Genomic DNA, 24,787 nt, shown 5'->3' with positions numbered 1-24,787 from the left:
ATAATATAGCGGCCCTACCGCGCTGTTACAGGTTCTTTCCGCCACCATAAAAACCTTACTCGGCCGGATCGCCCCATAATAACAAAACATCTGCGCGGGCGCGGGGGGGGGGGGGGCCCCCCGCGGCAATGATTGCCGCGCTCGATACTGCCGCCAACCCGTCGTCGGTCCATGCCGAAGGTCGTGCCGCACGGCGGCTGATCGAGAATGCAAGGCGCGATGTGGCGCTGCTGGTCAACGCCGGCGCCGAGCATGTCGTGTTCACCTCCGGTGCGACGGAAGCCGCCTCGACGCTGCTGACGCCGGATTGGCAGATGGGGCGCGGCACTGTCCGCATGAGCCGGCTCTATGTCTGCGAAGCCGATCATCCTTGTGTGCTGAACGGCGGGCGCTTTCCGGCAGCCCGGGTAACACGCGTCGGCGTCGACGCCGACGGCATTGTCAGGCTGGACGCGCTGGCGGCGGCACTTGGCCGTCATGACAAGGCGGACGGCCTGCCGCTGGTGGCGATCCATGCCGCCAACAACGAGACCGGCGTCATCCAGCCGGTCGGGCGCATCGCCGAAATCGTCAAGGCGGCAGGCGGCATCCTGGTCGTCGACGCCGTGCAGGCAGCCGGTCGCATTCCGCTCGATATGTCAGCGGGTTATGCCGATTACTTGATTCTGTCTTCGCACAAGATCGGCGGCCCCATGGGCGTTGGCGCCATCGTCGCCGCCGCGGATCTGATGATGCCAAGGCCGTTGATCGCCGGCGGCGGCCAGGAAAAGGGTCATCGCGGCGGCACCGAAAACCTGGCCGCGATTGTCGGCTTTGGCGCAGCGGCGCGCGAGGCCCTGATCGGATTGAAGCGCATCGACGCCGTCGGCAGCCGCCGCGATGAGATCGAGGCGATCGTGAAAACGCTGGTGCCGGATGCGGAGATCTTCGGAACCGGCGCGCCGAGGCTTGCCAACACGACATTCTTCGCTATTGCGGGCATGAAGGCCGAGACGGCGCAGATCGCCTTCGACCTCGCCGGCGTGGCGCTGTCGGCCGGTTCCGCCTGTTCGTCGGGCAAGATCGGCCCGAGCCATGTGCTGAAAGCCATGGGATACAATGACAGCCTTGGCGCTTTGCGCGTGTCCATCGGCCACGCAACGAGCGCGCAGGACATCGAACTGTTCCGCACTGCGCTGGCCGGCATTGCCTCACGCCGCGCAGGCAGGGAAGAAGCCGCCTGAGCGCGGCAAACAAACGCAGGCTTTTTGGCCTGGTAGAGCCGTGCGTTTCATGGTGGCCGGGTGAATTCCCGGCAGTGACGCACTATATGGAACTTACGCCGCCTCGGGTGCCTCGCGGGTACTGGTTTCGCGGTGCCATAGTTTGAAAACTGCCGGGCCTTGACCCCGGCGTGGATGGAGAACGCTGATGCCTGCTGTGCAGGACACGATCGATCGGGTCCGAAAGATCGACGTCGACCAATACAAATACGGATTCCAGACCGAAATCGCGATGGACAAGGCCCCAAAGGGCCTGAGTGAAGACATTATCCGCTTCATTTCGGCGAAGAAGGACGAGCCGTCCTGGATGCTGGAATGGCGTCTGGAAGCGTATCGGCGCTGGGTGACGCTGGACGAGCCGAAATGGGCGCGCGTCCACTATCCAAAGATCGATTTCCAGGACCTCTACTATTATGCGGCGCCCAAGAGCACGCCAGGACCGACATCGCTGAGCGACGTCGACCCCGAACTGTTGAGGGTCTATGAAAAGCTCGGCATCCCGCTGAGGGAGCAGGAGATCCTCGCCGGTGTGCAGAAGACCGACGCGTCGGAACTCGAGGAAGCCAGCGACAATGTCTACAAGTCGGGCCGCGTCGCCGTCGACGCCGTGTTCGATTCCGTGTCCGTCGTCACCACCTTCAAGAAGGAGCTGGCGCAGGCCGGCGTCATCTTCTGCTCGATCTCGGAAGCCATCCGCGAGCACCCGGATCTGGTGAAGAAGTATCTCGGCTCGGTCGTGCCGACTTCGGACAATTTCTACGCCACGCTGAATTCGGCGGTGTTCACCGACGGTTCTTTCGTCTTCGTGCCCAAGGGCGTGCGCTGCCCGATGGAACTGTCGACCTATTTCCGCATGAACGAGAAGAACACCGGCCAGTTCGAGCGCACGCTGATCATCGCAGAGGAAGGGGCCTACGTCTCCTATCTCGAAGGCTGCACGGCGCCGCAGCGCGACGAGAACCAGCTTCACGCTGCGGTTGTCGAACTGATCGCGCTCGACGATGCCGAGATCAAATACTCGACGGTGCAGAACTGGTACCCCGGCGACGCCGAAGGCAAGGGCGGCATCTACAATTTCGTCACCAAGCGCGGCGACTGCCGCGGCCACCGTTCGAAGATTTCATGGACCCAGGTCGAGACCGGCTCGGCGATCACCTGGAAATATCCGAGCTGCATCCTGCGCGGTGACGATTCCAGCGGCGAGTTCTATTCGATCGCCGTGTCGAACGGCTACCAGCAGGTCGACAGCGGCACCAAGATGATCCATCTCGGCAAGAACACGTCGAGCCGCATCATCTCCAAGGGCATCGCCGCCGGCTTCTCGCAGAACACCTATCGCGGCCAGGTCTCGGCGCACCGCAAGGCGACCAACGCCCGCAACTTCACCAACTGCGACTCGCTGCTGATCGGCGACCAGTGCGGCGCCCACACCGTGCCCTACATGGAAGCCAAGAACGCAACGGCGCAGTTCGAGCATGAGGCGACGACGTCGAAGATTTCCGAGGACCAGAAGTTCTACGTCATGCAGCGCGGCATTCCCGAAGAAGAGGCGATCGCGCTGATCGTCAACGGCTTCGTCAAGGACGTCATCCAGCAACTGCCGATGGAATTCGCGGTCGAGGCGCAGAAGCTGATTGGGATCAGCCTCGAGGGCTCGGTCGGCTGACCGGACCGAAAATTTTCAGGAAAAGAAAAAATGCTTGAAATCAGAAATTTGCATGCTCGCATCGTCGATGACGGCACCGAGATCATCCGCGGCCTGAACCTGACGGTGAAAGCCGGCGAGGTCGCCGCCATCATGGGGCCGAACGGCTCGGGAAAATCGACGCTGTCCTACATCCTCGCCGGGCGCGAGGATTATGAGGTGACCGAAGGCGACATCCTCTACAACGGCCGGTCGATCCTCGAAATGGATCCTGCCGAGCGCGCCACATCAGGCATTTTTCTCGCCTTCCAGTATCCGATGGAGATACCCGGTGTGGCGACGATGGAATTCCTGAAAGTGGCGATGAACGAGCAGCGCAAGGCGCGCGGCGAGGAGCCGCTGAAGATCCCGGAATTCCTGAAGCGCGTGAAGGATGCCGCCGCCTTGCTCGACATGGACATGGCGATGCTGAAGCGGCCGCTCAATGTCGGCTTTTCCGGCGGCGAGAAGAAGCGCGCCGAGATCCTGCAGATGAAGCTTCTGGAGCCAAAGCTGTGCGTGCTCGACGAGACAGACTCAGGTCTCGACATCGATGCGCTGAAGATCGTTTCGGAAGGCGTCAACGCGTTGCGCGCGCCGGACCGCGCCATCGTCATCATCACCCACTACCAGCGCCTGCTTCAGTACATCGTGCCGGATAGCGTGCACGTGCTGTACAGAGGCCAGGTGGTCAAGTCGGGCGACAAGTCGCTGGCGCTCGACCTCGAGGCCAATGGCTATGCCGGCGTGATCGGCCAAGCTGCGTGAGATGCCAGAAGGCCAAGAAGGCAAGCCAAACAAGGCGAGACCGATGAATATACATACGACACCCCAGCGAACGCCGACTGAGACGGCGCTGATCGACGCCTTCAGCGACCGACTGTCGTTGCTGCCCGGCGACGGCACGGTGATGCTGAAGCGCGACGACGCCATCGAGGCGATTAAGAGCGGCCTGCCGACGCGGCGCGTCGAATCCTGGCACTACACCGACCTGCGACGCCTATTGACTTCGGTTCCGGATTTCGATCCCGCAGCCGCCCCAAAAGCCATTGCGCCTGTCGTCGAAGGATCCGCTGTCCTGCCGGTGCTCAACGGCGTGTCCAGTGCGAAAATGCCTGAAATCGAGGGCATCGCCGTGCAGCGCCTGTCGGAGAAGCTGACCGACGGCAGCATCGCACCGGGCCTCGACCTCTATGGCGCCGACGATGCCATCGGCGCGCTGAACACCGCTTTCGTTGCCGACGGCTATTTTGTCGACATTGCCGACGGCACCGAGTTGGACAAGCCGATCGAACTGCAGAACCTGCAGGCCGGCGGCCAGACGCATGTCCGCGTCCGCGTCCGCGTCGGCGCCGGCGCCAAGGCCGTGATCGTCGAGCGCCAGGCGGGCGAGGGCGCCGCACTCGTCAGTTCGGTCAGCCAGCTTCTGCTTGACGAGGGCGCCGAGGTGACCTGGCTGATCGTGCAGGAGCAGCCGGATACGGCGACGCATCTTGCCCAGTTCAAGGCGCATCTTGGCAAAAATGCGAAGCTGACGCTGTTCGTGATGAATGCCGGCGGCAAGCTGGTGCGCCAGGAGATCGTGGTCAGAACGACAGGCGAAGGCGCCGATTTCACGCTGCGCGGCATCAACCTGCTTGCTGGTGATACCCATACCGACGTGACCATGGTGCTCGACCATGCGGTGCCGCACACGGCTTCGACGGAAGTGATCCGCAACGTGGTGACGGGAAGAGCGCGCGGCGTCTTCCAGGGGCGCATCAACGTCCACCAATACGCGCAGAAGACCAACGCCAAGATGGCCTGCAACACGCTGCTTCTGTCGGATGACGGCGAGTTCTCGACCAAGCCTGAGCTCGAAATCTTCGCCGACGATGTCGTTTGCGGCCACGGCGCCACCGTCACCGAGATCGATCATAGCCACTTGTTCTACCTGATGGCGCGCGGCATCGACGAGAAGGCCGCTCGTGGCCTGCTGGTCAAGGCGTTCGTCGCCGAGGTGATCGAGGAACTCGACGACGAAGCGATCGTCGAGGCGCTGGAAACGAGGCTCGACGGCTGGTTCGCGGCGCACGGGTGACAGTGGGTGAGGGTTTGGCGCTTCGGCCAACACCCCTCATCCGTCGCCTTCGGCGACACCTTCTCCCACAAGGGGAGAAGGAAGAGCGCCTCTCCTTCTCCCCTTGTGGAAGAAGGTGGATTGGCGCGTAGCGCCAAGACGGATGAGGGGTGCTGGAAGGAACGCGGCGTAGCAAGGACTTCGAGATGGACCAGAAAGTCGAAAACATCCCCTACGACGTCGAGGCGATCCGCCGCGACTTTCCGATCCTGTCGCGGGAAGTCTACGGCAAACCGCTGGTCTATCTCGACAACGGCGCCTCGGCGCAGAAGCCGCAGGCCGTGCTCGACGCCATCCAGCACGCTTATTCCCAGGAATATGCCAACGTCCATCGTGGCTTGCATTTCCTGTCGAATGCCGCGACCGACGCCTTTGAGAACGCGCGCAAGATTGTGCAAAGATTTCTGAACGCGCCTGATACCGACAACATCGTCTTCACCTCGAACACGACCGCGGCGATCAACACCGTTGCTTATGGTTATGGCATGCCCAATATCGGCGAGGGCGATGAAATAGTCCTGTCGATCATGGAACACCATTCCAACATCGTGCCGTGGCATTTCATCCGCGAGCGGCAGGGCGCGAAGCTGGTCTGGGTGCCGGTCGACGATCTCGGCATCTTCCACATCGAGGAGTTCGAGAAACGGCTGACCGACCGCACAAAACTGGTCGCCATCACGCACATGTCGAATGCGCTGGGCACGGTGACGCCGATCAAGGAGATCGTCCGCATCGCGCATGCGCGCGGCATTCCGGTGCTGGTCGACGGCAGCCAGAGCGCCGTGCACATGCCGATCGACGTGCAGGACCTCGACTGCGATTTCTTCGTCTTCACCGGCCACAAGGTTTATGGGCCCTCGGGCATCGGCGTGCTCTATGGCAAGAAGGACATGCTGGAGCGCATGCGCCCGTTCATGGGCGGCGGCGAGATGATTGAGGAGGTGACGCAAGACATCGTCACCTACAACGATCCGCCGCACCGTTTCGAGGCAGGCACGCCGCCGATCGTCCAGGCGATCGGGCTGGGTGCGGCGCTCGAATATATGGAAAAGATCGGCCGCGAGCGCATCGCCGCCCACGAGGCCGATCTTAGGGATTATGCCCATCAGCGGCTGCGCGCCATCAATTCGCTGCGCATCTTCGGCGAAGCGCCTGACAAGGGCGCCATCATCTCCTTCGAACTGCAAGGCATTCATGCCCACGACGTGTCGATGGTGATCGACAGGCAAGGCGTCGCCGTCCGTGCCGGCACCCATTGCGCCCAGCCGCTGTTGAAACGTTTTGGCGTAACCTCCACATGCAGGGCATCGTTCGGCATGTATAACACCAGAGCCGAAGTCGACGCTTTGGCCGATGCGCTCGAAAAAGCGCGAAAGTTCTTCGGATGACGATCATGGATGATGTAGGCCACACCGCTGAGACCACGTCGGAAACGGTAACCAATGAGGTGGTTTCCGCCTCGGCCATTCCCGCCGACGAACTGGCACGGCTGACCGACGACATCGTTTCGGCGCTGAAGACGGTCTACGACCCGGAAATCCCGGCCGACATCTATGAGCTCGGCCTGATCTACAAGATCGACATCGAGGACGACCGCTCGGTCAAGATCGACATGACGCTGACCGCGCCGGGCTGCCCGGTGGCCGGCGAAATGCCGGGCTGGGTGGAAAATGCCGTCGGCGCCGTCGAAGGCGTTTCCGGCGTCGAGGTCAACATGACCTTCGATCCGCCCTGGTCGCCCGACCGCATGTCGGAAGAGGCGCAGGTCGCGGTGGGCTGGTATTGAGGCGCACTTGCGCCAGGCAGAAAACTTCACCATTTTAGGTGAAGACTCATTCCGCAGGCCTTGAACCTGCGCGAACGCGGAGAAAAAGAATGGGACGCTTCGCCGTCATCACGATGACCGAAAAGGCTGCCGATCGGGTTCGCGAGATCGTCGCGACCCGTGAGAATGCGCATGGCATTCGCCTTGGCATCAAGAAGGGCGGCTGCGCCGGCATGGAATATACGGTCGACCTGGTGACCGAGCCCAACACCAGGGACGATCATATCGAGCGCGACGGCGCCCATGTCTATGTCGCGCCTGAGGCAGCGCTTTTCCTGTTCGGCACCGAGATGGATTTCGAGCAGACGACGCTGCGCACCGGCTTCACCTTCCGCAACCCGAACCAGAGCTCGGCCTGCGGCTGCGGCGAATCGGTGGAGCTCAAGCCGGCCGATCTGAAGGCCCTGGCCGAGGCGCGCGCATCGGCCTGATCTTCCTTCGCCCCCGTGTCCCCCTCATCCGGCCCTTCGGGCCACCTTCTCCCCGCTGGGGAGAAGAGGCTTGCATCAACGCTGGCCACCTCCTCTCCCCTCGGGGAGAGGTCGGATTGCCCCGAATTGCCCTTCGCAATTCGGTTGGCAATCCGGGTGAGGGGGCTTAGCCTATGCGAACGGGGAGAAGGGACCTAATCCACCCACATTCCCGTTCGCTTGTGCCAGTCTGCGATCGATTCCTCGGGATAGACGTCGAAGACCTTGTCGTCCTTGCCGATTTCGGGCTCGACCCAGTTCGCCCTGTATTTCAGCATGAGGTGCACCTTTTCAGGCGGTTTCGGCAGGTCGGTGTCGATCGCCGAGGCGAAGGGGTGGACCAGTTCCGGCCAGGTCCGGTCGTAGAGCCACAGTGCCGATCCGCATTTCCTGCAGAAGTTCCGCTCGCCTGACGAGATCTCGCACTGCGGATGCTCATCATCCTCGATCTCGGCCTGGTAGGCGCCAAGATTGCGCTTGCCCTTGATTTTCAGCGTCTCGTAATCGGCGCCGAGATTGATGGCAAAGCCACCACCGCCCTGCTGCTTGCGGCAGATCGAGCAGTAGCACAGCATGAAAGGCACCGGCGTGTGGCTTTCCACCTCGAAGCGGACAGCATTGCACCGGCAGGACCCTTTGAGCAGAAGCGGCATGAAAAACTCGGACGAAATTGGTTTTCAACTTGTCAGGATGGTGCCGGTTGCGGCGATGACAAGGGGAAATCCGGATGACATGATTGCGGCATGGACAATGAACGCATTGCCGAACTTTTCGAAGCCCTCGGCCCGGTCAGCATTCGCAAGATGTTCGGTGGCAAGGGCATCTATTTTGATGGCGTTATCGTCGCCATCGTGGTGCGTGGCGAATTGATGCTGAAGGCCGACGCGGAAAGCGCGCCCGAATTCGAGGCGGCCGGCTGCCGGCAATGGACCTATACCGGGTCGCGGCACGGCAAGCTGGTGTCGATGCCGTATTGGAGCGTTCCCGACAGCGCCTTCGACGATCCGGATGAGATGGCGGTCTGGGCGCGGCGGGCCTATGAGGCGGGGCTGCGGGCCGGCAAGTAGCTGCTGGTCGTCACCTCATGCCAATTCCTGCGGCTCGGGCACAAGGGCCAGCGCGTCGGCAAAGTCTGCCGCCGTTAAGCCCGGCACAAGCCCGGCACTTTCGATCGCGAGCATTGCCGCGGCAACGCCGTCGCGCAGCGCTGCGCGCAGCGTCAGGCCGCGCAGCAGGGCGGCGACCGTTGCGCCCGCCAGCGCATCGGCGGCGCCGTCCGTGACTTTTTTCGGCGGCAGGATCGAGAAGGCGTCGGTTTCGTCGAAACCGAGCACTGGACCGTCGCCAGCGGTGACCACGCCGCTTTTCAGGCCGGCGCGTCTTAAGCCGTCGACAATGCCACGCTCGTCAGCATCGACGTCGGCGCCGGTAAGCGCGCCGGCCTCGTGCCGGGTCATGAAGGTCATCGCCAGAAACTCCAGCACCAGCGTCAGCCGCGCCGCCTTGCTGGGCGAAACGGCAAGTGCAAACACCGGCTTGCCGGCTGCAAGCGTCACCAGCCGCTCGAGCGCCGTCGACGGCAGGTTGGCGTCGCACAGAACCGCATCGGCGGTGCTGATTGCCTCGCGCACCTTGGCACGGCGGATCTGCTTGGCAAGCGCCAGGTCGTAGAGCGCTATGTCGGCAAGACCGACGATCAGCGCGCCGTCGCCGTCGAATATCGTCGTGTTGCTCGGCGTCGTGCGATCGAGGAACACCACGGACAGATCGGCAATGCCGGCCGCAGCGACGGCGCGCGCGACCGTATCGGCCAGAACATCGCCGCCGCGAACCGAAAGCAGCGAGCCGGAGACGCCGCGGCGCACGGCGCAGCGCAGCGCATTGAAGACGGCGCCGCCAACCTCCTCGCGCATCATGCCGGGATTTGACGCCGCCGGCACAAAGGCGCCGGCAAGCCGGCCGCGCCGCTCGATATAGACGCCGCCCACTGCCAGGATCGTCGGCGACTTCATCATGCCCAGTGAGATGACCTTGTTGCCCGGATGGAGACTAGGTTGTCCGGCGGAACCCGGCAACCCGAAGCGCGATTCGGAAGATGCCCAGCAGAATCCTGCGGGTGAAGCGGGATACATCCTGGGGTGAAAACGCGAAACAAAAAAAGAACAAATCCGGATACTGTTGGTTTTTCAATCGTTTGTCTCCCCTTGCCAGACGAGAACAAAAAAGGTACAAATTAGTAAGGATTACGGATTGTCCGGCCTTCATTGACGACCAAGGGGTGATGTATCATGGCTCAGAATTCTTTGCGGCTTGTAGAGGACAAAACGGTGGACAAATCAAAGGCTCTGGATGCGGCGCTGTCGCAAATCGAGCGTGCCTTCGGCAAGGGCTCGATCATGCGGCTCGGCGCAAACGAGCAGGTCGTCGAGATCGAAACGGTGCCGACCGGTTCGCTTGGCCTCGACATCGCGCTCGGCGTCGGCGGCCTGCCGCGCGGCCGTATCATCGAGATCTACGGGCCGGAAAGCTCGGGCAAGACGACGCTGGCGCTGCACACTGTGGCGGAGGCCCAGAAGAAGGGCGGCATCTGCGCCTTCGTCGATGCCGAGCACGCGCTCGACCCGGTCTATGCCCGCAAGCTCGGCGTCGATCTCGAAAACCTCTTAATCTCGCAGCCCGATACCGGCGAGCAGGCGCTGGAGATCTGCGACACGCTGGTGCGTTCCGGCGCCATCGACGTTCTGGTGGTCGATTCGGTCGCGGCGCTGACGCCGCGCGCCGAAATCGAAGGCGAGATGGGCGATTCGCTGCCCGGCCTGCAGGCCCGCCTGATGAGCCAGGCGCTGCGCAAGCTGACCGCCTCGATCTCGCGCTCCAACACCATGGTCATCTTCATCAACCAGATCCGCATGAAGATCGGCGTCATGTTCGGTTCGCCCGAGACCACGACCGGCGGCAACGCGCTGAAATTCTATGCTTCGGTACGCCTCGACATTCGCCGCATCGGCTCGGTCAAGGACCGCGACGAGGTCGTCGGCAACCAGACCCGCGTCAAGGTGGTCAAGAACAAGCTGGCGCCGCCCTTCAAGGTGGTCGAGTTCGATATCATGTATGGCGAGGGCGTGTCCAAGACCGGCGAGCTGGTCGACCTCGGCGTCAAGGCCGGCGTGGTCGAAAAGTCGGGCGCCTGGTTCTCCTACAATTCGCAGCGTCTCGGCCAGGGCCGCGAGAATGCAAAACTGTTCCTGCGCGACAATCCCGACACGGCGCGCGAGATCGAATTGGCACTACGGCAGAATGCCGGGCTGATTGCGGAGAAGTTCCTCGAGAATGGTGGTTCCGAAGGCGGAGACGACGGTTTCGAGGACGAAGCTGGCGCCATGTAGGCTTCGGCAATGGCCGGAGTTTGGCCATGATTCCCGCACATCACCTCCAGCCTGTGTAATCGAGTTCTGTATTGTTGCGTTCGAACCGCCGGCCTAGCGCCGGCGGTTTGCGTTTCAGCGGTGGCGCCGAGATGACCGGCAAGCCGGCAACGAGATGACCGGCAAGCCCCGCAAATTGGCCCAATACCGTGTTTCTGGACAGGGTGCAACGCGGCGGCTAAAAGGCCATGTCCATTTGCCGTCGGCCGGGCCGACGGCTCTCTCTAAAGCTAAAAGGCAGTGTTATTCATGAGTGGCGTGAATGAGATCCGGTCGACATTCCTCGACTATTTCCGCAAGGAGGGTCACGAGGTCGTCGCGTCGAGCCCGCTGGTGCCGCGCAACGACCCGACACTGATGTTCACCAATGCCGGCATGGTGCAGTTCAAGAACGTTTTCACCGGCCTGGAAAAGCGACCCTATTCGCGTGCCACGACAGCTCAGAAGAGTGTTCGCGCCGGCGGCAAGCACAACGACCTCGACAATGTCGGCTACACCGCGCGCCACCTGACCTTCTTCGAGATGCTCGGCAATTTCTCGTTCGGCGACTATTTCAAGGAGCGCGCCATCGAGCTTGCCTGGAACCTGATCACCAGGGAGTTCGGGCTGAAGAAGGACAAGCTGCTGGTCACGGTTTATCACACCGACGACGAGGCTGCCGGCTACTGGAAGAAGATCGCCGGCTTTTCCGACGATCGCATCATCCGCATTCCGACCTCGGACAATTTCTGGGCGATGGGCGACACCGGACCTTGCGGTCCGTGCTCGGAGATCTTCATCGACCGTGGCGAGCACATCTGGGGCGGCCCTCCCGGCAGCCCCGAGGAGGATGGCGACCGTTTCCTCGAATTTTGGAACCTGGTGTTCATGCAGTACGAACAGGTGACGAAGGACGAGCGCATCGACCTGCCGCGCCCGTCGATCGACACTGGCATGGGCCTGGAGCGCATGGCCTCCATTCTGCAAGGGGTCGAGAGCGTCTTCGAGACCGACCTGTTCCGTCACCTGATCGAGGCTGCGTCATCCGCGCTCGGCCGCGGTCCGGATGCCGACACCGTCGGATCGTTCCGCGTCATCGCCGACCATTTGCGTTCGTCCTGCTTTTTGGTGGCCGACGGGGTGCTGCCGTCCAATGAGGGCCGCGGCTACGTGCTGCGTCGCATCATGCGCCGCGCCATGCGCCATGCGCAGCTTCTGGGCGCCCATGATCCGCTGATGTGGCGGCTGGTACCGGCGCTGGTGCGCGAGATGGGCCAGGCCTATCCGGAACTGGTGCGTGGCGAACAGATGATCACCGAGACGCTGAAGCTTGAAGAAACCCGTTTCCGCAAGACGCTTGTGCGCGGCTTGGGCCTGCTTTCGGAAGCGACGGAAAAGCTGGGTGCCGGCGACATGCTGGATGGCGAGACCGCCTTCAAGCTCTACGACACCTATGGCTTTCCGCTCGATCTGACGCAGGACGCGCTGCGTCAGCGCAACATCTCGGTCGATCTTGCCGGCTTCACCAATGCGATGGAGCAGCAGAAGGCGGAGGCGCGCAAGAGCTGGGCTGGTTCCGGCGAGGCCGCGACCGAAACAGTGTGGTTCCCGGTGCGCGAGATGCATGGCGCCACCGAGTTCCTCGGCTACGAGACCGAGCAGGCGGAAGGCCTTATCCAGGCGCTGGTCAGGGACGGCAAGATCGTCGACAGCGCCGCCAACGGCGAGGCGGTTGCCGTGGTCGTCAACCAGACGCCGTTCTATGGCGAATCCGGCGGCCAGGTGGGCGATACCGGCGTCATTTCAGGCGAAGGGTTCTCAATCGAGATCTCCGATACGCAGAAGAAGGCCGACGGGCTTTTCGTGCATCTCGGCAAGGTGGCCGACGGCACCGTCGACACGGGCGCGACCGTAGAGCTGCAGGTCGACCATGCGCGCCGCTCCAGGCTGCGCGCGAACCATTCCGCGACGCATCTGATCCACGAAGCGCTGCGCGAGGTGCTCGGTACCCATGTCGCGCAGAAGGGCTCACTGGTCGCGCCCGAGCGTCTGCGCTTCGACATCTCGCACAACAAGCCGATCTCGCCTGACGAACTCGAAGAGGTCGAGCGGATGGCGAACGAGATCGTCGTCCAGAACAGCCCGGTCACCACGCGGCTGATGTCGGTTGACGATGCCATTGCCGAAGGCGCCATGGCGCTGTTCGGCGAAAAGTATGGCGATGAAGTGCGCGTCGTTTCGATGGGCACGGGCTTGCATGGCGCCAGGGCCAACCGGCCCTATTCGGTCGAGCTATGCGGCGGCACGCATGTCAGGGCGACCGGCGATATCGGTCTGGTGCGCATCGTGTCGGACAGCGCCGTCGCCGCCGGCATGCGCCGCATCGAGGCGCTGACCGGCGAGGCGGCCAGAAAGTATCTCGACGAGCAGGACAAGCGGCTGAAGGCGGCAGCGGCGGCGCTGAAGATTTCGCCGGCCGACGTGCCGGCGCGCGTCGAGGCGCTGCTCGACGAGCGCAAGAAGCTCGAGAAGGAATTGACCGAGGCACGCAAGAAGCTGGCGCTGGGCGACCGCTCGCCAGCCGGCGTGCCTGCCGAGAACGAGACCATTGCCGGTGTTGGGTTTCTCGGCAAGGCGGTTTCCGGCGTTTCGCCAAAGGATTTGAAGCCGTTGGCCGATGCCGGCAAGAAGTCGCTTGGCTCCGGCGTCGTCGTCTTCGTCGGCGCCGGCGAGGACAACAAGGCCAGCGTCGTGGTCGGCGTCACCGACGACCTGACCGGCCGCTTCAGCGCTGTCGATCTGGTGCGTGTGGCGTCCGCGGCATTGGGCGGGCAGGGCGGCGGCGGTCGGCCTGACATGGCCCAGGCCGGCGGCCCGGACGCCTCGAGGGCCGAAGACGCGATCGCTGCGGTGAAGGCGGCCCTGGAGGCGGCTTGATCGGTCGCCGGAGGTCTGGAGGCACCCCCCTCTGTCCTGCCGGACATCTCCCCATCAAGGGGGGAGATTGGCAGCTTCATTGCCCTGCCTTTTTCACAAACGTCGAAAATTGGCGAAAACAATCGTGACATCCGATCTCCCCCCTTGAGGGGGAGATGTCCGGCAGGACAGAGGGGGGTGCTGTCCCTCGGCCTTTCGGACTTTGTCACCCGGCCTTTTCGGTCTTCGCAAAACTCTCCCGTCCGGTGATGTGACCCCACCAGGCCTGGATATCGGCGAACTCGGCCAGCAGGTTTTGCCCCTCAGTGACCTTGACGAAATAGCCGATAATGGGTGCTGCATGCAGGTCGGCCAGCGTCAGTTGCGCTCCCAACAGCCACGGCCCCTCGGCTTTCAGCGATGAGAGCGCCTTAAGTGTCGTTCTCGCCTGCAGAAGCCCATTGGCGATCAAAGCCTCGTCGGGCGTTGTTTTCTCCAGTCGCTCGACGGCGACATCCCAGACCATGGCCCGATAGGCATAGGCGTCGAGCATGCCGATGATCTGGTTCATACGTGCGCGAGATCGGGCTTCGGCCGGTTGCAACGTGAGGCCTTCGAAGGCTTCGTCGACATAGCGGGCGATCGCGCTGGTCTCGAAGAGGCGGAACCCGTCATGCTCGAAGGCCGGGATGCGGCCGAACGGCTGATGGTCGAGATACCAGCCCGGAATGCCGTCCGCCGCAAAGATGTCGACCGGCACGAGTTCGTAGCCGATGCCTTTTTCCTCGAGTGCGAGGCGGACGATGCGCACATAGACGCTGTAGTCCGCCCCGTAGACGACGGGCCTGCTCACAGCGCTGGTCAGGCCATCGCCTTCTGCAGATTCTCGTCGATCTTGTCGAGGAAGCCGGTGGTCGAAAGCCATGGCTGGTCGGGACCGATCAGCAGCGACAGATCCTTGGTCATGAAGCCGGCTTCGACGGTCTGGATGCAGACTTTTTCCAGCGTCTCGGCAAAACGCATCAGCTCGGCATTGTCGTCGAGTTTGGCGCGGTGCGCCAGGCCGCGCGTCCAGGCGAAAATCGAGGCGATCGAATTGGTCGAGGTTTCCTCGCCCTTCTGGTGCTGCCGATAATGACGGGTAACGGTGCCGTGCGCCGCCTCTGCCTCCACCGTCTTGCCGTCCGGCGTCATCAGCACCGAGGTCATCAGGCCGAGCGACCCAAAACCTTGCGCCACGGTGTCCGACTGAACGTCGCCATCATAGTTCTTGCAGGCCCAGATATAGCCGCCCGACCATTTCAGGCTGGAGGCAACCATGTCATCGATCAGCCGGTGCTCGTACCAGAGCTTCTTGGCTTTGAACTCGGCTTCGAACTCTGCCTCGTAGACTTCCTGGAAAATGTCCTTGAAGCGGCCGTCATAGGCCTTGAGGATGGTGTTCTTGGTCGAGAGGTAGACCGGGTAGTTGCGCAGCAGGCCGTAATTGAGCGAGGCGCGGGCGAATTCGCGGATCGAGTCGTCGAGATTGTACATGGCCATGGCGACGCCGGCGGCCGGCGCCTCGAACACGTCATGCTCGATCACCTTGCCGTCCTCGCCGACGAACTTGATCGTCAGCTTGCCCTTACCGGGGAAGCGGAAGTCGGTGGCGCGGTACTGGTCGCCGAAGGCATGACGGCCGACGATGATCGGCTTGGTCCAGCCGGGCACCAGCCGCGGCACGTTCTTCATGATGATCGGCTCGCGAAAGATGGTGCCGCCGAGGATGTTGCGGATGGTGCCGTTCGGCGACTTCCACATCTTCTTCAGCCCGAATTCCTCGACACGCTGCTCGTCGGGGGTGATCGTCGCGCATTTCACGCCGACGCCATGCTTCTTGATGGCATTGGCCGAATCGATGGTCACCTGGTCGTTGGTGGCGTCGCGGTGCTCAACGCTGAGGTCGTAATATTCAAGCTTGAGGTCGAGATAGGGGTGGATCAGCTTGTCCTTGATGAACTGCCAGATGATGCGGGTCATCTCGTCGCCGTCGAGTTCGACGACCGGGTTCGCCACCTTGATCTTCGCCATGGAAAGAATGCCTCATTGTTGGGGATCGGAACGGCCTTGCCCGCATGGCTTTGGCCGGGGATGCGGCCCGTATATCAAAGCATTTTTGGCCGCGCAAACGGCGATCCGCGCCAGCGGGCTCGCCCCTGGCATCGGCCGCTCCTTGCCAAAGCTTCATTTTCGCGGCCGGATATGGCAGGGGACGCTGAAATGCCGCAAACAGCAGTTCATTGAGACAATGCAAGCCAGCAACGACATCCTTCCTGCCACCGGCCCGGCGATCATCCTGGTCGAGCCGCAGCTCGGCGAGAATATCGGCATGGTCGCGCGCGCCATGGCGAATTTCGGTTTGTCCGAGCTGCGCCTCGTCAATCCGCGCGACGGCTGGCCGAGCGAAAAGGCGCGCGCTGCCGCGAGCCGCGCCGATCACGTCATCGATGCCGCAGTAGTATATGACGATCTGGCCTCGGCGGTCGCCGACCTCAATTTCGTCTTCGCCACCACGGCGCGCGCGCGCGATAATTTCAAACCGGTGCGCGGACCGGTCAAGGCGGGCAGGGCGCTGAGAGCGCGGCAGCGATCCGGACAGCGCACCGGCATCCTGTTCGGCCGCGAGCGGTTCGGGCTCTACAATGACGAGGTCGGCCTCGCCGACGAGATCGTCACCTTCCCGGTCGATCCCGCCTTCTCCTCGCTCAACATCGCCCAGGCCGCCTTGCTGATGTCCTATGAGTGGATGAAGTCGGGCCTGGAAGACGAGACCAAAACCAACTTTTCCAGTCCCGACATGATGCCGGCGACCAAGGAACAGTTGCACGGCCTGTTCGCATATCTGGAAGGCGCGCTCGAAGCGCGCGGCTATTTCCGCCCGGCGGCGAAGAAGCCGAAAATGGTCGACAACCTGCGCGCGGTGCTGACGCGCGCCGGCTTCGCCGAGCCGGAGCTCAAGGTGCTGCGCGGCATAATATCATCGCTGGACAGGTTTTCGCCGGCCATGCCGCGCGGCGACGGATCGCCGGGCGATGATCCCAGGCGGCTTCCGGCAGCGGCCCGCGCCGCCAAGGCGACAGACAAGGACCAGGCCTGAGAGACAGGCTCTAGCCGTAACCGAATGTTATTTGCTGTGGTCCATCATCCCAAAAATGATGGATCAGGCCTAAAATGATGAATAGGGATTTGTGACCATCTTCCCGCCGCGGACCCGCAGCCTTCTCCGCCTTCTCCTGTAGACGATGACAATGACCGATCCTTCAAGCGCCCGCCCGATCCTGATGTTCGATTCCGGCATCGGCGGCCTGACGGTGCTGCGCGAAGCGCGGGTGCTGATGCCCGACCGCCGCTTCGTCTATGTCGCCGACGACGCGGCTTTCCCTTACGGGGCTTGGGAGGAAGCGGCACTGAGGGCACATGTGCTGGAGCTGTTCGGCAAGCTGCTTGATCGTTTTTCGCCGGCCATTTCGGTCATCGCCTGCAACACCGCCTCGACTCTGGTCATCGATGCGTTGCGCGAAAGATTTCCCGGTCATCCTTTCGTCGGCACGGTGCCGGCGATCAAGCCGGCAGCGGAACGCACGCGCTCCGGGTTGGTTTCGGTGCTGGCGACGCCCGGCACAGTCAAGCGCCAGTATACCCGCGACCTGATCGGCAAATGGGCGCAGAAATGCCATGTCCGCCTGGTTGGCAGCGACAATCTGGCAGGACTGGCCGAAGTCTATATGCGCGATGGCTTTGTCGATGAAGAGGCGGTGCGTGCCGAGATCGCGCCGTGCTTCGTCGAACATGACGAACTGCGGACCGACATCGTCGTGCTTGCCTGCACCCACTATCCCTTTCTGGCCAATCGCATGCGCAAGACGGCACCCTGGCCGGTCGATTGGCTCGATCCCGCCGAGGCGATCGCGCGACGGGCGCTCTCGCTGCTCGCGGGCGCCGAGGCCAGCCACCGCGGCGAGGCGTTGCCGGAAGGCGCCGACCTTGCTGTCTTCACCTCGAAGCGGGCCGATTTCCCGACTCGCTGCCTGATTCAGGGGTTTGGGCTGGCGATTTCCTGATATCTGGGAACATCACCACGACCGCTGCGTTTTTCTCTCATCGCAAGACGGGAGAAACGATCATGCCAGCCACTTCAAAATCCCAGCAGAAAGCCGCCGGCGCGGCATTGTCCGCCAAGCGTGGCGAGACCAAGAAGAGCGAGCTCAAGGGCGCTTCGAAGGGAATGTACAAATCGATGAGCGAAAAGCAGCTCGAGGAGTTCGCCGAGACCAAGCGCAAGGGCCTGCCCGAGAAGAAATCGAAACACTAGCCGCTTGTCCCACCTGCAGGACAGGTCCCATGATTGATAGCCGCGGTCCCGCACACAGCGCGCGGGGATACCGCGGCGTATCGGCTGCCATCATCGACGCCTACCGCGACCTTGACACCAGTCAAATCTCCGTCTAATCAGCCCCCAACGTCGGGCCGCAACGTCCGGTGGTTTCTTTATGTGCAATGACGTGTCCCGTGGGTTTTCCGCCGCGTTGCGTGGGAGAACCCTGTCAGGTCTCGAAAACGGGGGCCAGAGGAGGGCGCGTTTCCTTCACCCGGACCATGAGGTGCCGGGTGTGTCTTTTTGAAAGGGAATGCGATGAGCAAGCGCGAATCCGCGAAATACAAGATCGACCGCCGTCTCGGCGAAAACATCTGGGGCCGCCCGAAGTCCCCGGTCAACAAGCGCGAATACGGTCCTGGCCAGCACGGCCAGCGCCGCAAGGGCAAGCTTTCCGATTTCGGCCTGCAGCTGCGTGCCAAGCAGAAGCTGAAGGGTCACTACGGCGACGTGTCGGAAAAGCAGTTCCGCAAGGTCTATGAAGAGGCGAACCGCCGCAAGGGCGACACCTCGGAGAATCTGATCGGCCTGCTCGAGTCTCGTCTCGACGCGGTCGTCTACCGCGCCAAGTTCGTGCCGACCATTTTTGCCGCTCGCCAGTTCGTCAATCACGGCCACATCAATGTCAACGGCAAGCGCGTCAACATCGGCTCGTACCGCTGCAAGCCGGGCGATGTCATCGAAGTGCGCGAAAAGTCGAAGCAGCTGGTGATCGTCCTGGAATCGGTAGGCCTGGCTGAGCGCGACGTGCCTGATTACATCGAGGTCGACCATAACAAGATGACGGCGTCCTTCGGGCGCATCCCCGGGCTGTCGGATGTTCCCTTCGCCGTGCAGATGGAACCGAACCTGGTCGTCGAATTCTATTCGCGCTGATTGATTTTTTTCATCTGCGACATCATCGAAGGCCGCCCTCGAGGCGGCCTTTTCTTTGGGGCTCCGAAAATCGATTTCGATTTTCGGGCCGATGCGCTACTCCGGGCAGCAACAAGGATTTTTGGGCCGCCGCGCCATGAACATGCTGCCAGAAACAATCGAACCGATCACTGACGCCGCAGGCGGCTTTCATCCGCTGTTTGCCGATGTGCCGTCCTCCGTCGAATTCAACAAGCTGCGCAAGCGGCTGCTGCGTCTCGCCCGTCAGGCGATCGACGATTTTTCGATGGTCAGGCCCGGCGATCGCTGGCTGGTCGCCTTGTCCGGCGGCAAGGATTCCTACGGCCTGCTTGCGTTGCTGCTCGACCTCAAATGGCGCGGGCTGCTGCCGGTCGACCTGCTGGCCTGCAATCTCGACCAGGGCCAGCCGAACTTTCCAAAGCACATTCTGCCCGATTATCTCAACACATACGCCATTGCGCACCGCATCGAATATCAGGACACCTATTCGGTGGTGACCGACAAGCTTCCCCAGGGCAGCACCTATTGTTCGCTGTGCTCGCGGCTCAGGCGCGGCCATCTCTACCGCATCGCGCGCGAGGAGGGCTGCTCGGCTTTGGTGCTCGGCCACCACCGCGAAGACATTCTCGAAACCTTTTTCATGAACCTGTTGCATGGCGGACGCCTCGCCGCCATGCCGCCAAAACTGCTCAACGACGACGGCGACGTCATGGTGCTGCGGCCGCTCGCCTATTGCGCCGAGGCCGATCTCGAAAAATTCGCCGGCGCCATGAAGTTCCCGATCATTCCGTGCGATCTGTGCGGCAGCCAGGACGGCTTGCAGCGCAATGCGATGAAGGCGATGCTCGACGACCTGGAAAAGCGCATGCCCGGCCGCAAGGACACGATGATCCACGCCATGACCAATGTGCGGCCCTCGCATCTGCTCGACAGAAAGCTGTTCGATTTCGCCGGACTCAACGAAACCCTGACCGCAAGGCAAGACGTTCCCGATGACATTTGACGATACCGCGATCGACTGGCTCGCCACGCTTCTGTCCGACGCTGCCATTGCCGAGATCATGCCGCGCTTTCGCCGGCTGGATGAGGGCGACATCCGCCAGAAGACCTCGGCAGCCGATCTGGTGACGGAGGCCGATGTGAGTGCCGAGCGGCTCATCACCGTCAGGCTGCGTGAGCGCTACCCGCAGGCGATGATCGTCGGCGAGGAAGCCTGCTCCGACGACCCGGCGCTGCTCCAGGGCCTCGGCGAAGCCGATCTCGCCTTCGTCATCGATCCGGTCGACGGCACTTTCAATTTCGCCTCCGGCGTGCCGCTGTTCGGCGTCATGCTCGGCGTCGTGGTGAAGGGCGAGACCGTCGCCGGCATCATTCACGATCCCATCGGCAAGGACTGGCTGATCGGCGCCAGCGGTGCTGGCAGCCACATACGGCATGCGCATGGCACTTTGGAGAAGGTGCATGTCGCCGAGCCTGCGCCGCTCTCGCAAATGACCGGCGCGGTTTCCTGGCAATATATGCCCGAGCCGGAACGGTCACGGCTGGCGCGCAACCAGACGAAATCCTTGTCGCAATTCGGCTATCGCTGCGCGGCTCACGAATACCGCCTGCTGGCGAGCGGCCACGCCCACTTCATCGTCTACAACAAGCTGATGCCGTGGGATCATCTGGCCGGTGTGCTGATCCATGCCGAGGCCGGTGGTTACGCCGCGCGTTTCGACGGCAGCACCTATCGGCCGTCGCATGTCGGCGGTGGCCTTCTTGTCGCACCGGACGAAGCAAGCTGGCGCGAACTGCGCCGGGAACTGTGGGCGGAATAGGCCGTTTGGCATCGGCCGGATGAAGCCAGCCGAGGATTGTGGCGCCGAGCTGATGCATTCGCACGACATGGAGAACTTCAAGACTTACATGCATTTCTACGGCCGATCGCCGCCGATGCGGAGACAAGACCATGCGCTATCTCGAACACGCCGAACCGGTCATCACGCTTACTGCCGGGCCGGTGAACGCCTATCCCGACGTGCTGCGCGGCCTCGGCCGCACCGTGCTCTACGATCACGACCCGGCGTTCCAGCTCTTTTACGAGCGTGTGGTCGACAAGGCGCAGAAGGCGATGCGGCTGTCGAACAAGCCGGTCATCCTGCATGGCGAGCCGGTGCTTGGCCTGGAGGCGGCGGCAGCCTCCCTGATCACGCCCGACGACGTCGTGCTCAACCTTGCCTCGGGAGTCTACGGCAAGGCGTTTGGCTATTGGGCGAAGCGCTATTCGCCGCATCTGCTCGAAATCGAGGTGCCCTATAACGAGGCGATCGACCCGCAGGCGGTTGCGGCAATGCTGGCAGCGCATCCGGAAATCAGCATCGTTTCCGTCTGCCATCACGACACCCCGTCGGGCACCATCAACCCGATCGACGCCATCGGCGCGCTGGTTTCGGCGCATGGCGCCTATCTGATCGTCGATGCCGTTTCGTCCTTCGGCGGCATGAAAACGCATCCGGAGGACTGCAAGGCCGATGTTTATGTCACCGGCCCGAACAAATGCCTTGGCGCGCCTCCTGGTCTGACGATGATGGGCGTCAGCGAGCGGGCCTGGGCGAAGATGAAGGCCAACGAGGCAACGCCACGCGGATCGATGCTCAGCATCGTCGACTGGGAGCATACGTGGTCGAAGGACAAGCCGTTTCCGTTCACGCCGTCCGTCGCGCAGATGAACGGGCTCGACGTTGCGCTCGACCTCTACCTCAACGAGGGACCGGCGGCGGTGTGGGCGCGCCACGCGCTCACCGCCAAGGCCATGCGCGCCGGGGTCGCCGCCATGGGTCTGTCGATCTGGGCGGCCAGCGACATCATCGCATCGCCGACCACGACCGCTGTCAGGACACCCGAAGGCATCGACGAGGAGGCGCTTCGCCAGGCCGCACGCGCCCGCTACGGCGTGGTGTTCTCGTCTGGCCGCGGCGAAACATTGGGCAAGCTGACGCGTATCGGCCATATGGGCCCGACCGCCCAGCCGATCTATGCGATCGCGGCGCTGACGGCACTTGGCGGCGCGATGAATGCATTGGGCGAAAAGCTTGCGGTCGGCAAAGGCATCGATGCGGCGCTCGCCGTTATCGACGCCGACGTCTGAAAGGATCCATCCGCAGCGCTGATACTCGATGGAAGCTTTCGTCGATAAATTCGATTACATTTATCGCGCGAAACCGGAGACCCGAGATGAAACCTCGGTCCGCAATTGTCGCCCTTACCCTTGCCCTGGTTGCCGGTCCTAACGCGGCAACATCGCAGGAGCGCGGCTGTCGCAGTCCCGAACCCGTCGACACCATAAACGAGATGTTCTCCGCGATCGTCGCCTGTTGGGAGCCGCCGCCCGGAACCGCGGGCATGACCCTGACGCTGCAGTTCTCAATTCGCCGAAACGGCACACTTATCGGCAAGCCTCGCGCCACCTACTCCCGTCTGGGGGGTGATGGCAGCCTCAACCGGGCTTTCGTCGCTTCCGTCCTCGAGGCCCTCGACAAGGCTCTGCCACTGCCGGTTTCGGACAGGATGGGTGGGGCGATCGCAGGGCGTTTGCTGTTCCCTCGCTTCACCGCAGCGAGCGGGGATGAATCCTGAAACGCGTTCGGCCTTAAACCGGCGGGTTCTGCGGCTGGAAGAATTTGCCGCGCTCGGCGATCAGCACCATCACCAATGCGCCAAGCGAAACGCTGCAGAATCCGGCGGCCAAGGGCGTCACCGTGCCGTTGAAGGCTTGGCCGATCAGCGTGCCGAGCACGCCGCCGAGGAAGGTCTGCATGAAGCCCAGAATGGACGACGCTGTCCCGGCCAACTGGCCGAGCGGCTCCATGGCGAGCGCGTTGAAATTCGCGCCGAGTGCGCCGAACGGGACCATCGTGCAGGCAAAGAAGGTGATGAAAAGCCAGAGCGGCATCTTCATCTGGATGGAAACGACCAGCCAGGCGAGGCTGATGGCCAGAAACAAGAGCAGCGCGCTTTGCGACAGGCGGCGCATGCCGATGCGGCCGACAAGGCGCGAATTCAGATAGCTCGAAAAGGAGAGCACGCCGGCGATCCCTGCGAAAATCACCGGGAACATCTCGCCGACGCCGAAGACGTCGACATAGATCTGCTGCGCCGAGTTGATGAAGCCGAACATCGCACCGAAGGCAAAAGTGCTGGCGAAGGCATAGCATAGCGCGATGCGATTGGTCAGCACGATGCGGAAACCGCCAAGGACGGATGATGCCGTCAGCGGCCGGCGATATTCGGGATGCAGCGTTTCGGGCAGCCGCAGCAGCGCCCACGCCGACACGATCAGCGCCCCGGCCGCCATGGTGATGAAGATCCAGTGCCAGGAGGCAAACAGCATGATGACCTGGCCGATGCCTGGCGCCACCACCGGAATGGCCATGAAGACCATGAAGATCAGCGACATGACTTCGGCCATGCGCCGACCGTCGAAGGTGTCGCGCACGATCGAGACGGCGATGACGCGTGTGGCCGCCGCGCCGATGCCTTGCACCACCCGGCATAGAATAAGCGTGGCAAATGTCGGGGCGATTGCCGCCGCACTCGCCGCGGCGACGTAGATAACCAGTCCGACGACGAGCGGAGCGCGGCGTCCGAAGCGGTCCGAGATCGGCCCGAAGAAGAGCTGTCCGCCGCCAAAGCCGAGAATATAGGCGGCAATCACATATTGGCGATGGTTTTCATTTTCCACGCCCAGCGAGGCGCCGATCTGCTGCAGCGCCGGCAGCATGATGTCGATGGCCAGCGAGTTGAGCGCCATCAACGCCGCGCACAGCGCGATGAATTCCCAGCGCGGAATAGGCAAGGTGCTTGCCTGTTGCTGCGCTTCTGCATGCTGATCCACGGCAAAGTCCGATCTTCAAACGAAAAAGCGCCGGCGCACCGGCGCATTCATTCGTCTTGTGCCCCGATACCGGGGAGATAATCAGCTTGGCGAAGTGCCCTAAATGTTCGTCAGGCGGCGCCTTTGACGCTGACGCCCTTTTCGACGAGGAACGTCTGCAGTTCGCCAGCCTGGAACATCTCGCGGACGATGTCGCAACCGCCGACGAACTCACCTTTGACGTAGAGCTGAGGGATTGTCGGCCAGTTGGAGTATTCCTTGATACCTTGCCGCAGCTCGGCCGAGGTCAGCACGTCGACGCCCTTGTAGTCGGCCCCGATGTAGTCGAGGATCTGCACGACCTGACCGGAAAATCCGCATTGCGGAAAACCGGGCGTGCCCTTCATGAAGAGAACGACGTCGTTGGCCTTCACTTCGCTGTCGATGTAGTCGTTGATACCGCTCATAGAAAATCCTTTCATGCCCGCGGGAGCCGGGCTCGAAACATACCCTTTCAAATAAACCCATAGGTTGCCTGAAACAAGACGTTTGCCGCCTCGTCACGCAAATGGCGCAAAGGATGGCCTGGGCCAAGAGCATCGGACGGCTATCTTCCCAAGCCAGCAAGCCCTAAAAAAGCCTATTCCGGCACGCTGGTCTGCAGTGCGAGCGCGTGCAGCACGCCGCCCATATTGCCCTTCAGCGCGTCGTAAACCATCTGGTGCTGCTGGACGCGGCTTTTGCCGCGAAAGCTCTCGGCCACGACTTCGGCCGCATAATGGTCGCCGTCGCCGGCCAGGTCGCGAATCGTCACCTTGGCGTCCGGAATGCCTTCCTTGATCAACCGTTCGATGTCGTGCGCGTCCATTGCCATGTGAGGATTCCTTGTTCAGATCTCATAGATATGATCGAAACGGCGGATGAACCACACCGCAACG

24 protein-coding genes and 1 pseudogene are annotated in these 24,787 nt (G+C 62.4%); 18 read left to right on the top strand and 7 right to left on the bottom strand.

Annotated elements, in window-relative coordinates; genetic code table 11:
- Window positions 1-125: 125 nt before the first annotated feature.
- From AC0L3O_RS05875 to sufA, 7 genes and pseudogenes are all read left to right on the top strand, one after another.
- A pseudogene (locus AC0L3O_RS05875) lies at window positions 126-1,223 on the top strand (cysteine desulfurase family protein); the annotation flags it as partial.
- A gap of 187 nt (window positions 1,224-1,410) precedes the next feature.
- Window positions 1,411-2,928 (top strand): Fe-S cluster assembly protein SufB, encoded by a 1,518-nt coding sequence (gene sufB, locus AC0L3O_RS05870; protein ID WP_023798290.1) that lies wholly within the window; start codon window positions 1,411-1,413, stop codon window positions 2,926-2,928.
- Window positions 2,929-2,958: 30 nt separating this feature from the next.
- Window positions 2,959-3,714 (top strand): Fe-S cluster assembly ATPase SufC, encoded by a 756-nt coding sequence (sufC, locus tag AC0L3O_RS05865; RefSeq protein ID WP_091591425.1) that lies wholly within the window; start codon window positions 2,959-2,961, stop codon window positions 3,712-3,714.
- A gap of 43 nt (window positions 3,715-3,757) precedes the next feature.
- The gene (sufD, locus tag AC0L3O_RS05860; protein ID WP_473615077.1) at window positions 3,758-5,026 is read left to right on the top strand and encodes a Fe-S cluster assembly protein SufD; all 1,269 of its coding nucleotides are present in this window, start codon (window positions 3,758-3,760) and stop codon (window positions 5,024-5,026) included.
- Between the two features lie 185 nt (window positions 5,027-5,211).
- Complete coding sequence (locus AC0L3O_RS05855; protein ID WP_473534557.1) at window positions 5,212-6,453, top strand: cysteine desulfurase; 1,242 nt, start codon at window positions 5,212-5,214, stop codon at window positions 6,451-6,453.
- 5 nt (window positions 6,454-6,458) lie between these two features.
- A complete protein-coding gene (locus AC0L3O_RS05850) occupies window positions 6,459-6,851 on the top strand; it encodes an SUF system Fe-S cluster assembly protein (RefSeq protein WP_473534556.1) in 393 nt (130 codons plus the stop codon).
- Between the two features lie 89 nt (window positions 6,852-6,940).
- On the top strand, window positions 6,941-7,321 hold the full coding sequence (gene sufA / locus AC0L3O_RS05845; protein ID WP_473534555.1) for a Fe-S cluster assembly scaffold SufA: 381 nt from the start codon (window positions 6,941-6,943) through the stop codon (window positions 7,319-7,321).
- A 194-nt stretch (window positions 7,322-7,515) separates the two neighbouring features.
- Here the strand turns inward: sufA and AC0L3O_RS05840 are convergent, their stop codons facing one another.
- Window positions 7,516-8,013: a GFA family protein gene (locus AC0L3O_RS05840; protein ID WP_473615076.1), complete on the bottom strand. Its 498-nt coding sequence runs from the start codon at window positions 8,011-8,013 to the stop codon at window positions 7,516-7,518.
- 90 nt (window positions 8,014-8,103) lie between these two features.
- Here AC0L3O_RS05840 and AC0L3O_RS05835 point away from each other — a divergent pair, with 90 nt between their 5' ends.
- Window positions 8,104-8,427 carry a TfoX/Sxy family protein gene (locus AC0L3O_RS05835; protein WP_473534554.1) on the top strand — a complete coding sequence of 108 codons (324 nt, stop codon included), beginning with the start codon at window positions 8,104-8,106 and terminating at the stop codon, window positions 8,425-8,427.
- Between the two features lie 15 nt (window positions 8,428-8,442).
- Here AC0L3O_RS05835 and AC0L3O_RS05830 read toward each other — a convergent pair whose 3' ends face one another.
- The gene (locus AC0L3O_RS05830; RefSeq protein ID WP_473534553.1) at window positions 8,443-9,375 is read right to left on the bottom strand and encodes a PfkB family carbohydrate kinase; all 933 of its coding nucleotides are present in this window, start codon (window positions 9,373-9,375) and stop codon (window positions 8,443-8,445) included.
- A gap of 273 nt (window positions 9,376-9,648) precedes the next feature.
- On the opposite strand from AC0L3O_RS05830, the gene recA reads away from it, so the two are divergent.
- Together recA and alaS are read left to right on the top strand one after the other, a co-directional pair.
- On the top strand, window positions 9,649-10,746 hold the full coding sequence (gene recA, locus AC0L3O_RS05825; protein ID WP_023798282.1) for a recombinase RecA: 1,098 nt from the start codon (window positions 9,649-9,651) through the stop codon (window positions 10,744-10,746).
- 288 nt (window positions 10,747-11,034) lie between these two features.
- The gene (gene alaS, locus AC0L3O_RS05820) at window positions 11,035-13,701 is read left to right on the top strand and encodes an alanine--tRNA ligase (protein ID WP_473534552.1); all 2,667 of its coding nucleotides are present in this window, start codon (window positions 11,035-11,037) and stop codon (window positions 13,699-13,701) included.
- 205 nt (window positions 13,702-13,906) lie between these two features.
- Here the strand turns inward: alaS and AC0L3O_RS05815 are convergent, their stop codons facing one another.
- On the bottom strand, window positions 13,907-14,533 hold the full coding sequence (locus AC0L3O_RS05815) for a glutathione S-transferase family protein (RefSeq protein WP_473534551.1): 627 nt from the start codon (window positions 14,531-14,533) through the stop codon (window positions 13,907-13,909).
- An 8-nt stretch (window positions 14,534-14,541) separates the two neighbouring features.
- The gene (locus AC0L3O_RS05810) at window positions 14,542-15,753 is read right to left on the bottom strand and encodes an NADP-dependent isocitrate dehydrogenase (protein ID WP_287317578.1); all 1,212 of its coding nucleotides are present in this window, start codon (window positions 15,751-15,753) and stop codon (window positions 14,542-14,544) included.
- Between the two features lie 217 nt (window positions 15,754-15,970).
- On the opposite strand from AC0L3O_RS05810, the gene AC0L3O_RS05805 reads away from it, so the two are divergent.
- From AC0L3O_RS05805 to AC0L3O_RS05770, 8 genes are all read left to right on the top strand, one after another.
- On the top strand, window positions 15,971-16,819 hold the full coding sequence (locus AC0L3O_RS05805; protein WP_473615074.1) for an RNA methyltransferase: 849 nt from the start codon (window positions 15,971-15,973) through the stop codon (window positions 16,817-16,819).
- Between the two features lie 151 nt (window positions 16,820-16,970).
- The gene (murI, locus tag AC0L3O_RS05800) at window positions 16,971-17,783 is read left to right on the top strand and encodes a glutamate racemase (protein WP_473534549.1); all 813 of its coding nucleotides are present in this window, start codon (window positions 16,971-16,973) and stop codon (window positions 17,781-17,783) included.
- Between the two features lie 62 nt (window positions 17,784-17,845).
- Complete coding sequence (locus AC0L3O_RS05795) at window positions 17,846-18,034, top strand: DUF3008 family protein (RefSeq protein ID WP_473534548.1); 189 nt, start codon at window positions 17,846-17,848, stop codon at window positions 18,032-18,034.
- A 321-nt stretch (window positions 18,035-18,355) separates the two neighbouring features.
- Window positions 18,356-18,973 (top strand): 30S ribosomal protein S4, encoded by a 618-nt coding sequence (rpsD, locus tag AC0L3O_RS05790; RefSeq protein WP_023798277.1) that lies wholly within the window; start codon window positions 18,356-18,358, stop codon window positions 18,971-18,973.
- Between the two features lie 136 nt (window positions 18,974-19,109).
- A complete protein-coding gene (ttcA, locus tag AC0L3O_RS05785) occupies window positions 19,110-19,997 on the top strand; it encodes a tRNA 2-thiocytidine(32) synthetase TtcA (protein ID WP_473534547.1) in 888 nt (295 codons plus the stop codon).
- Entirely contained in the window at window positions 19,987-20,814 is an 828-nt protein-coding gene (locus AC0L3O_RS05780) for an inositol monophosphatase family protein (protein WP_128173170.1), read from the top strand. Before ttcA ends, AC0L3O_RS05780 begins: the two co-directional genes overlap by 11 nt.
- Before the next feature lie 131 nt (window positions 20,815-20,945).
- Window positions 20,946-22,124 carry a pyridoxamine--pyruvate transaminase gene (gene ppaT / locus AC0L3O_RS05775; RefSeq protein WP_473615073.1) on the top strand — a complete coding sequence of 393 codons (1,179 nt, stop codon included), beginning with the start codon at window positions 20,946-20,948 and terminating at the stop codon, window positions 22,122-22,124.
- 86 nt (window positions 22,125-22,210) lie between these two features.
- Complete coding sequence (locus AC0L3O_RS05770; protein WP_473534546.1) at window positions 22,211-22,612, top strand: hypothetical protein; 402 nt, start codon at window positions 22,211-22,213, stop codon at window positions 22,610-22,612.
- A gap of 13 nt (window positions 22,613-22,625) precedes the next feature.
- On the opposite strand, the gene AC0L3O_RS05765 is transcribed toward AC0L3O_RS05770, so the two are convergent.
- The 3 genes from AC0L3O_RS05765 to AC0L3O_RS05755 form a co-directional block, all read right to left on the bottom strand.
- Window positions 22,626-23,870 carry a multidrug effflux MFS transporter gene (locus AC0L3O_RS05765; protein ID WP_287237517.1) on the bottom strand — a complete coding sequence of 415 codons (1,245 nt, stop codon included), beginning with the start codon at window positions 23,868-23,870 and terminating at the stop codon, window positions 22,626-22,628.
- A gap of 110 nt (window positions 23,871-23,980) precedes the next feature.
- Complete coding sequence (gene grxD, locus AC0L3O_RS05760; protein ID WP_023798253.1) at window positions 23,981-24,316, bottom strand: Grx4 family monothiol glutaredoxin; 336 nt, start codon at window positions 24,314-24,316, stop codon at window positions 23,981-23,983.
- A gap of 173 nt (window positions 24,317-24,489) precedes the next feature.
- Window positions 24,490-24,723 (bottom strand): BolA/IbaG family iron-sulfur metabolism protein, encoded by a 234-nt coding sequence (locus AC0L3O_RS05755; protein WP_023798252.1) that lies wholly within the window; start codon window positions 24,721-24,723, stop codon window positions 24,490-24,492.
- Between the last annotated feature and the right edge of the window lie 64 nt (window positions 24,724-24,787).

Source organism: Mesorhizobium sp. WSM4810 (genome assembly GCF_055811235.1).
This window is presented reverse-complemented; position numbering and strand designations above follow the sequence as displayed.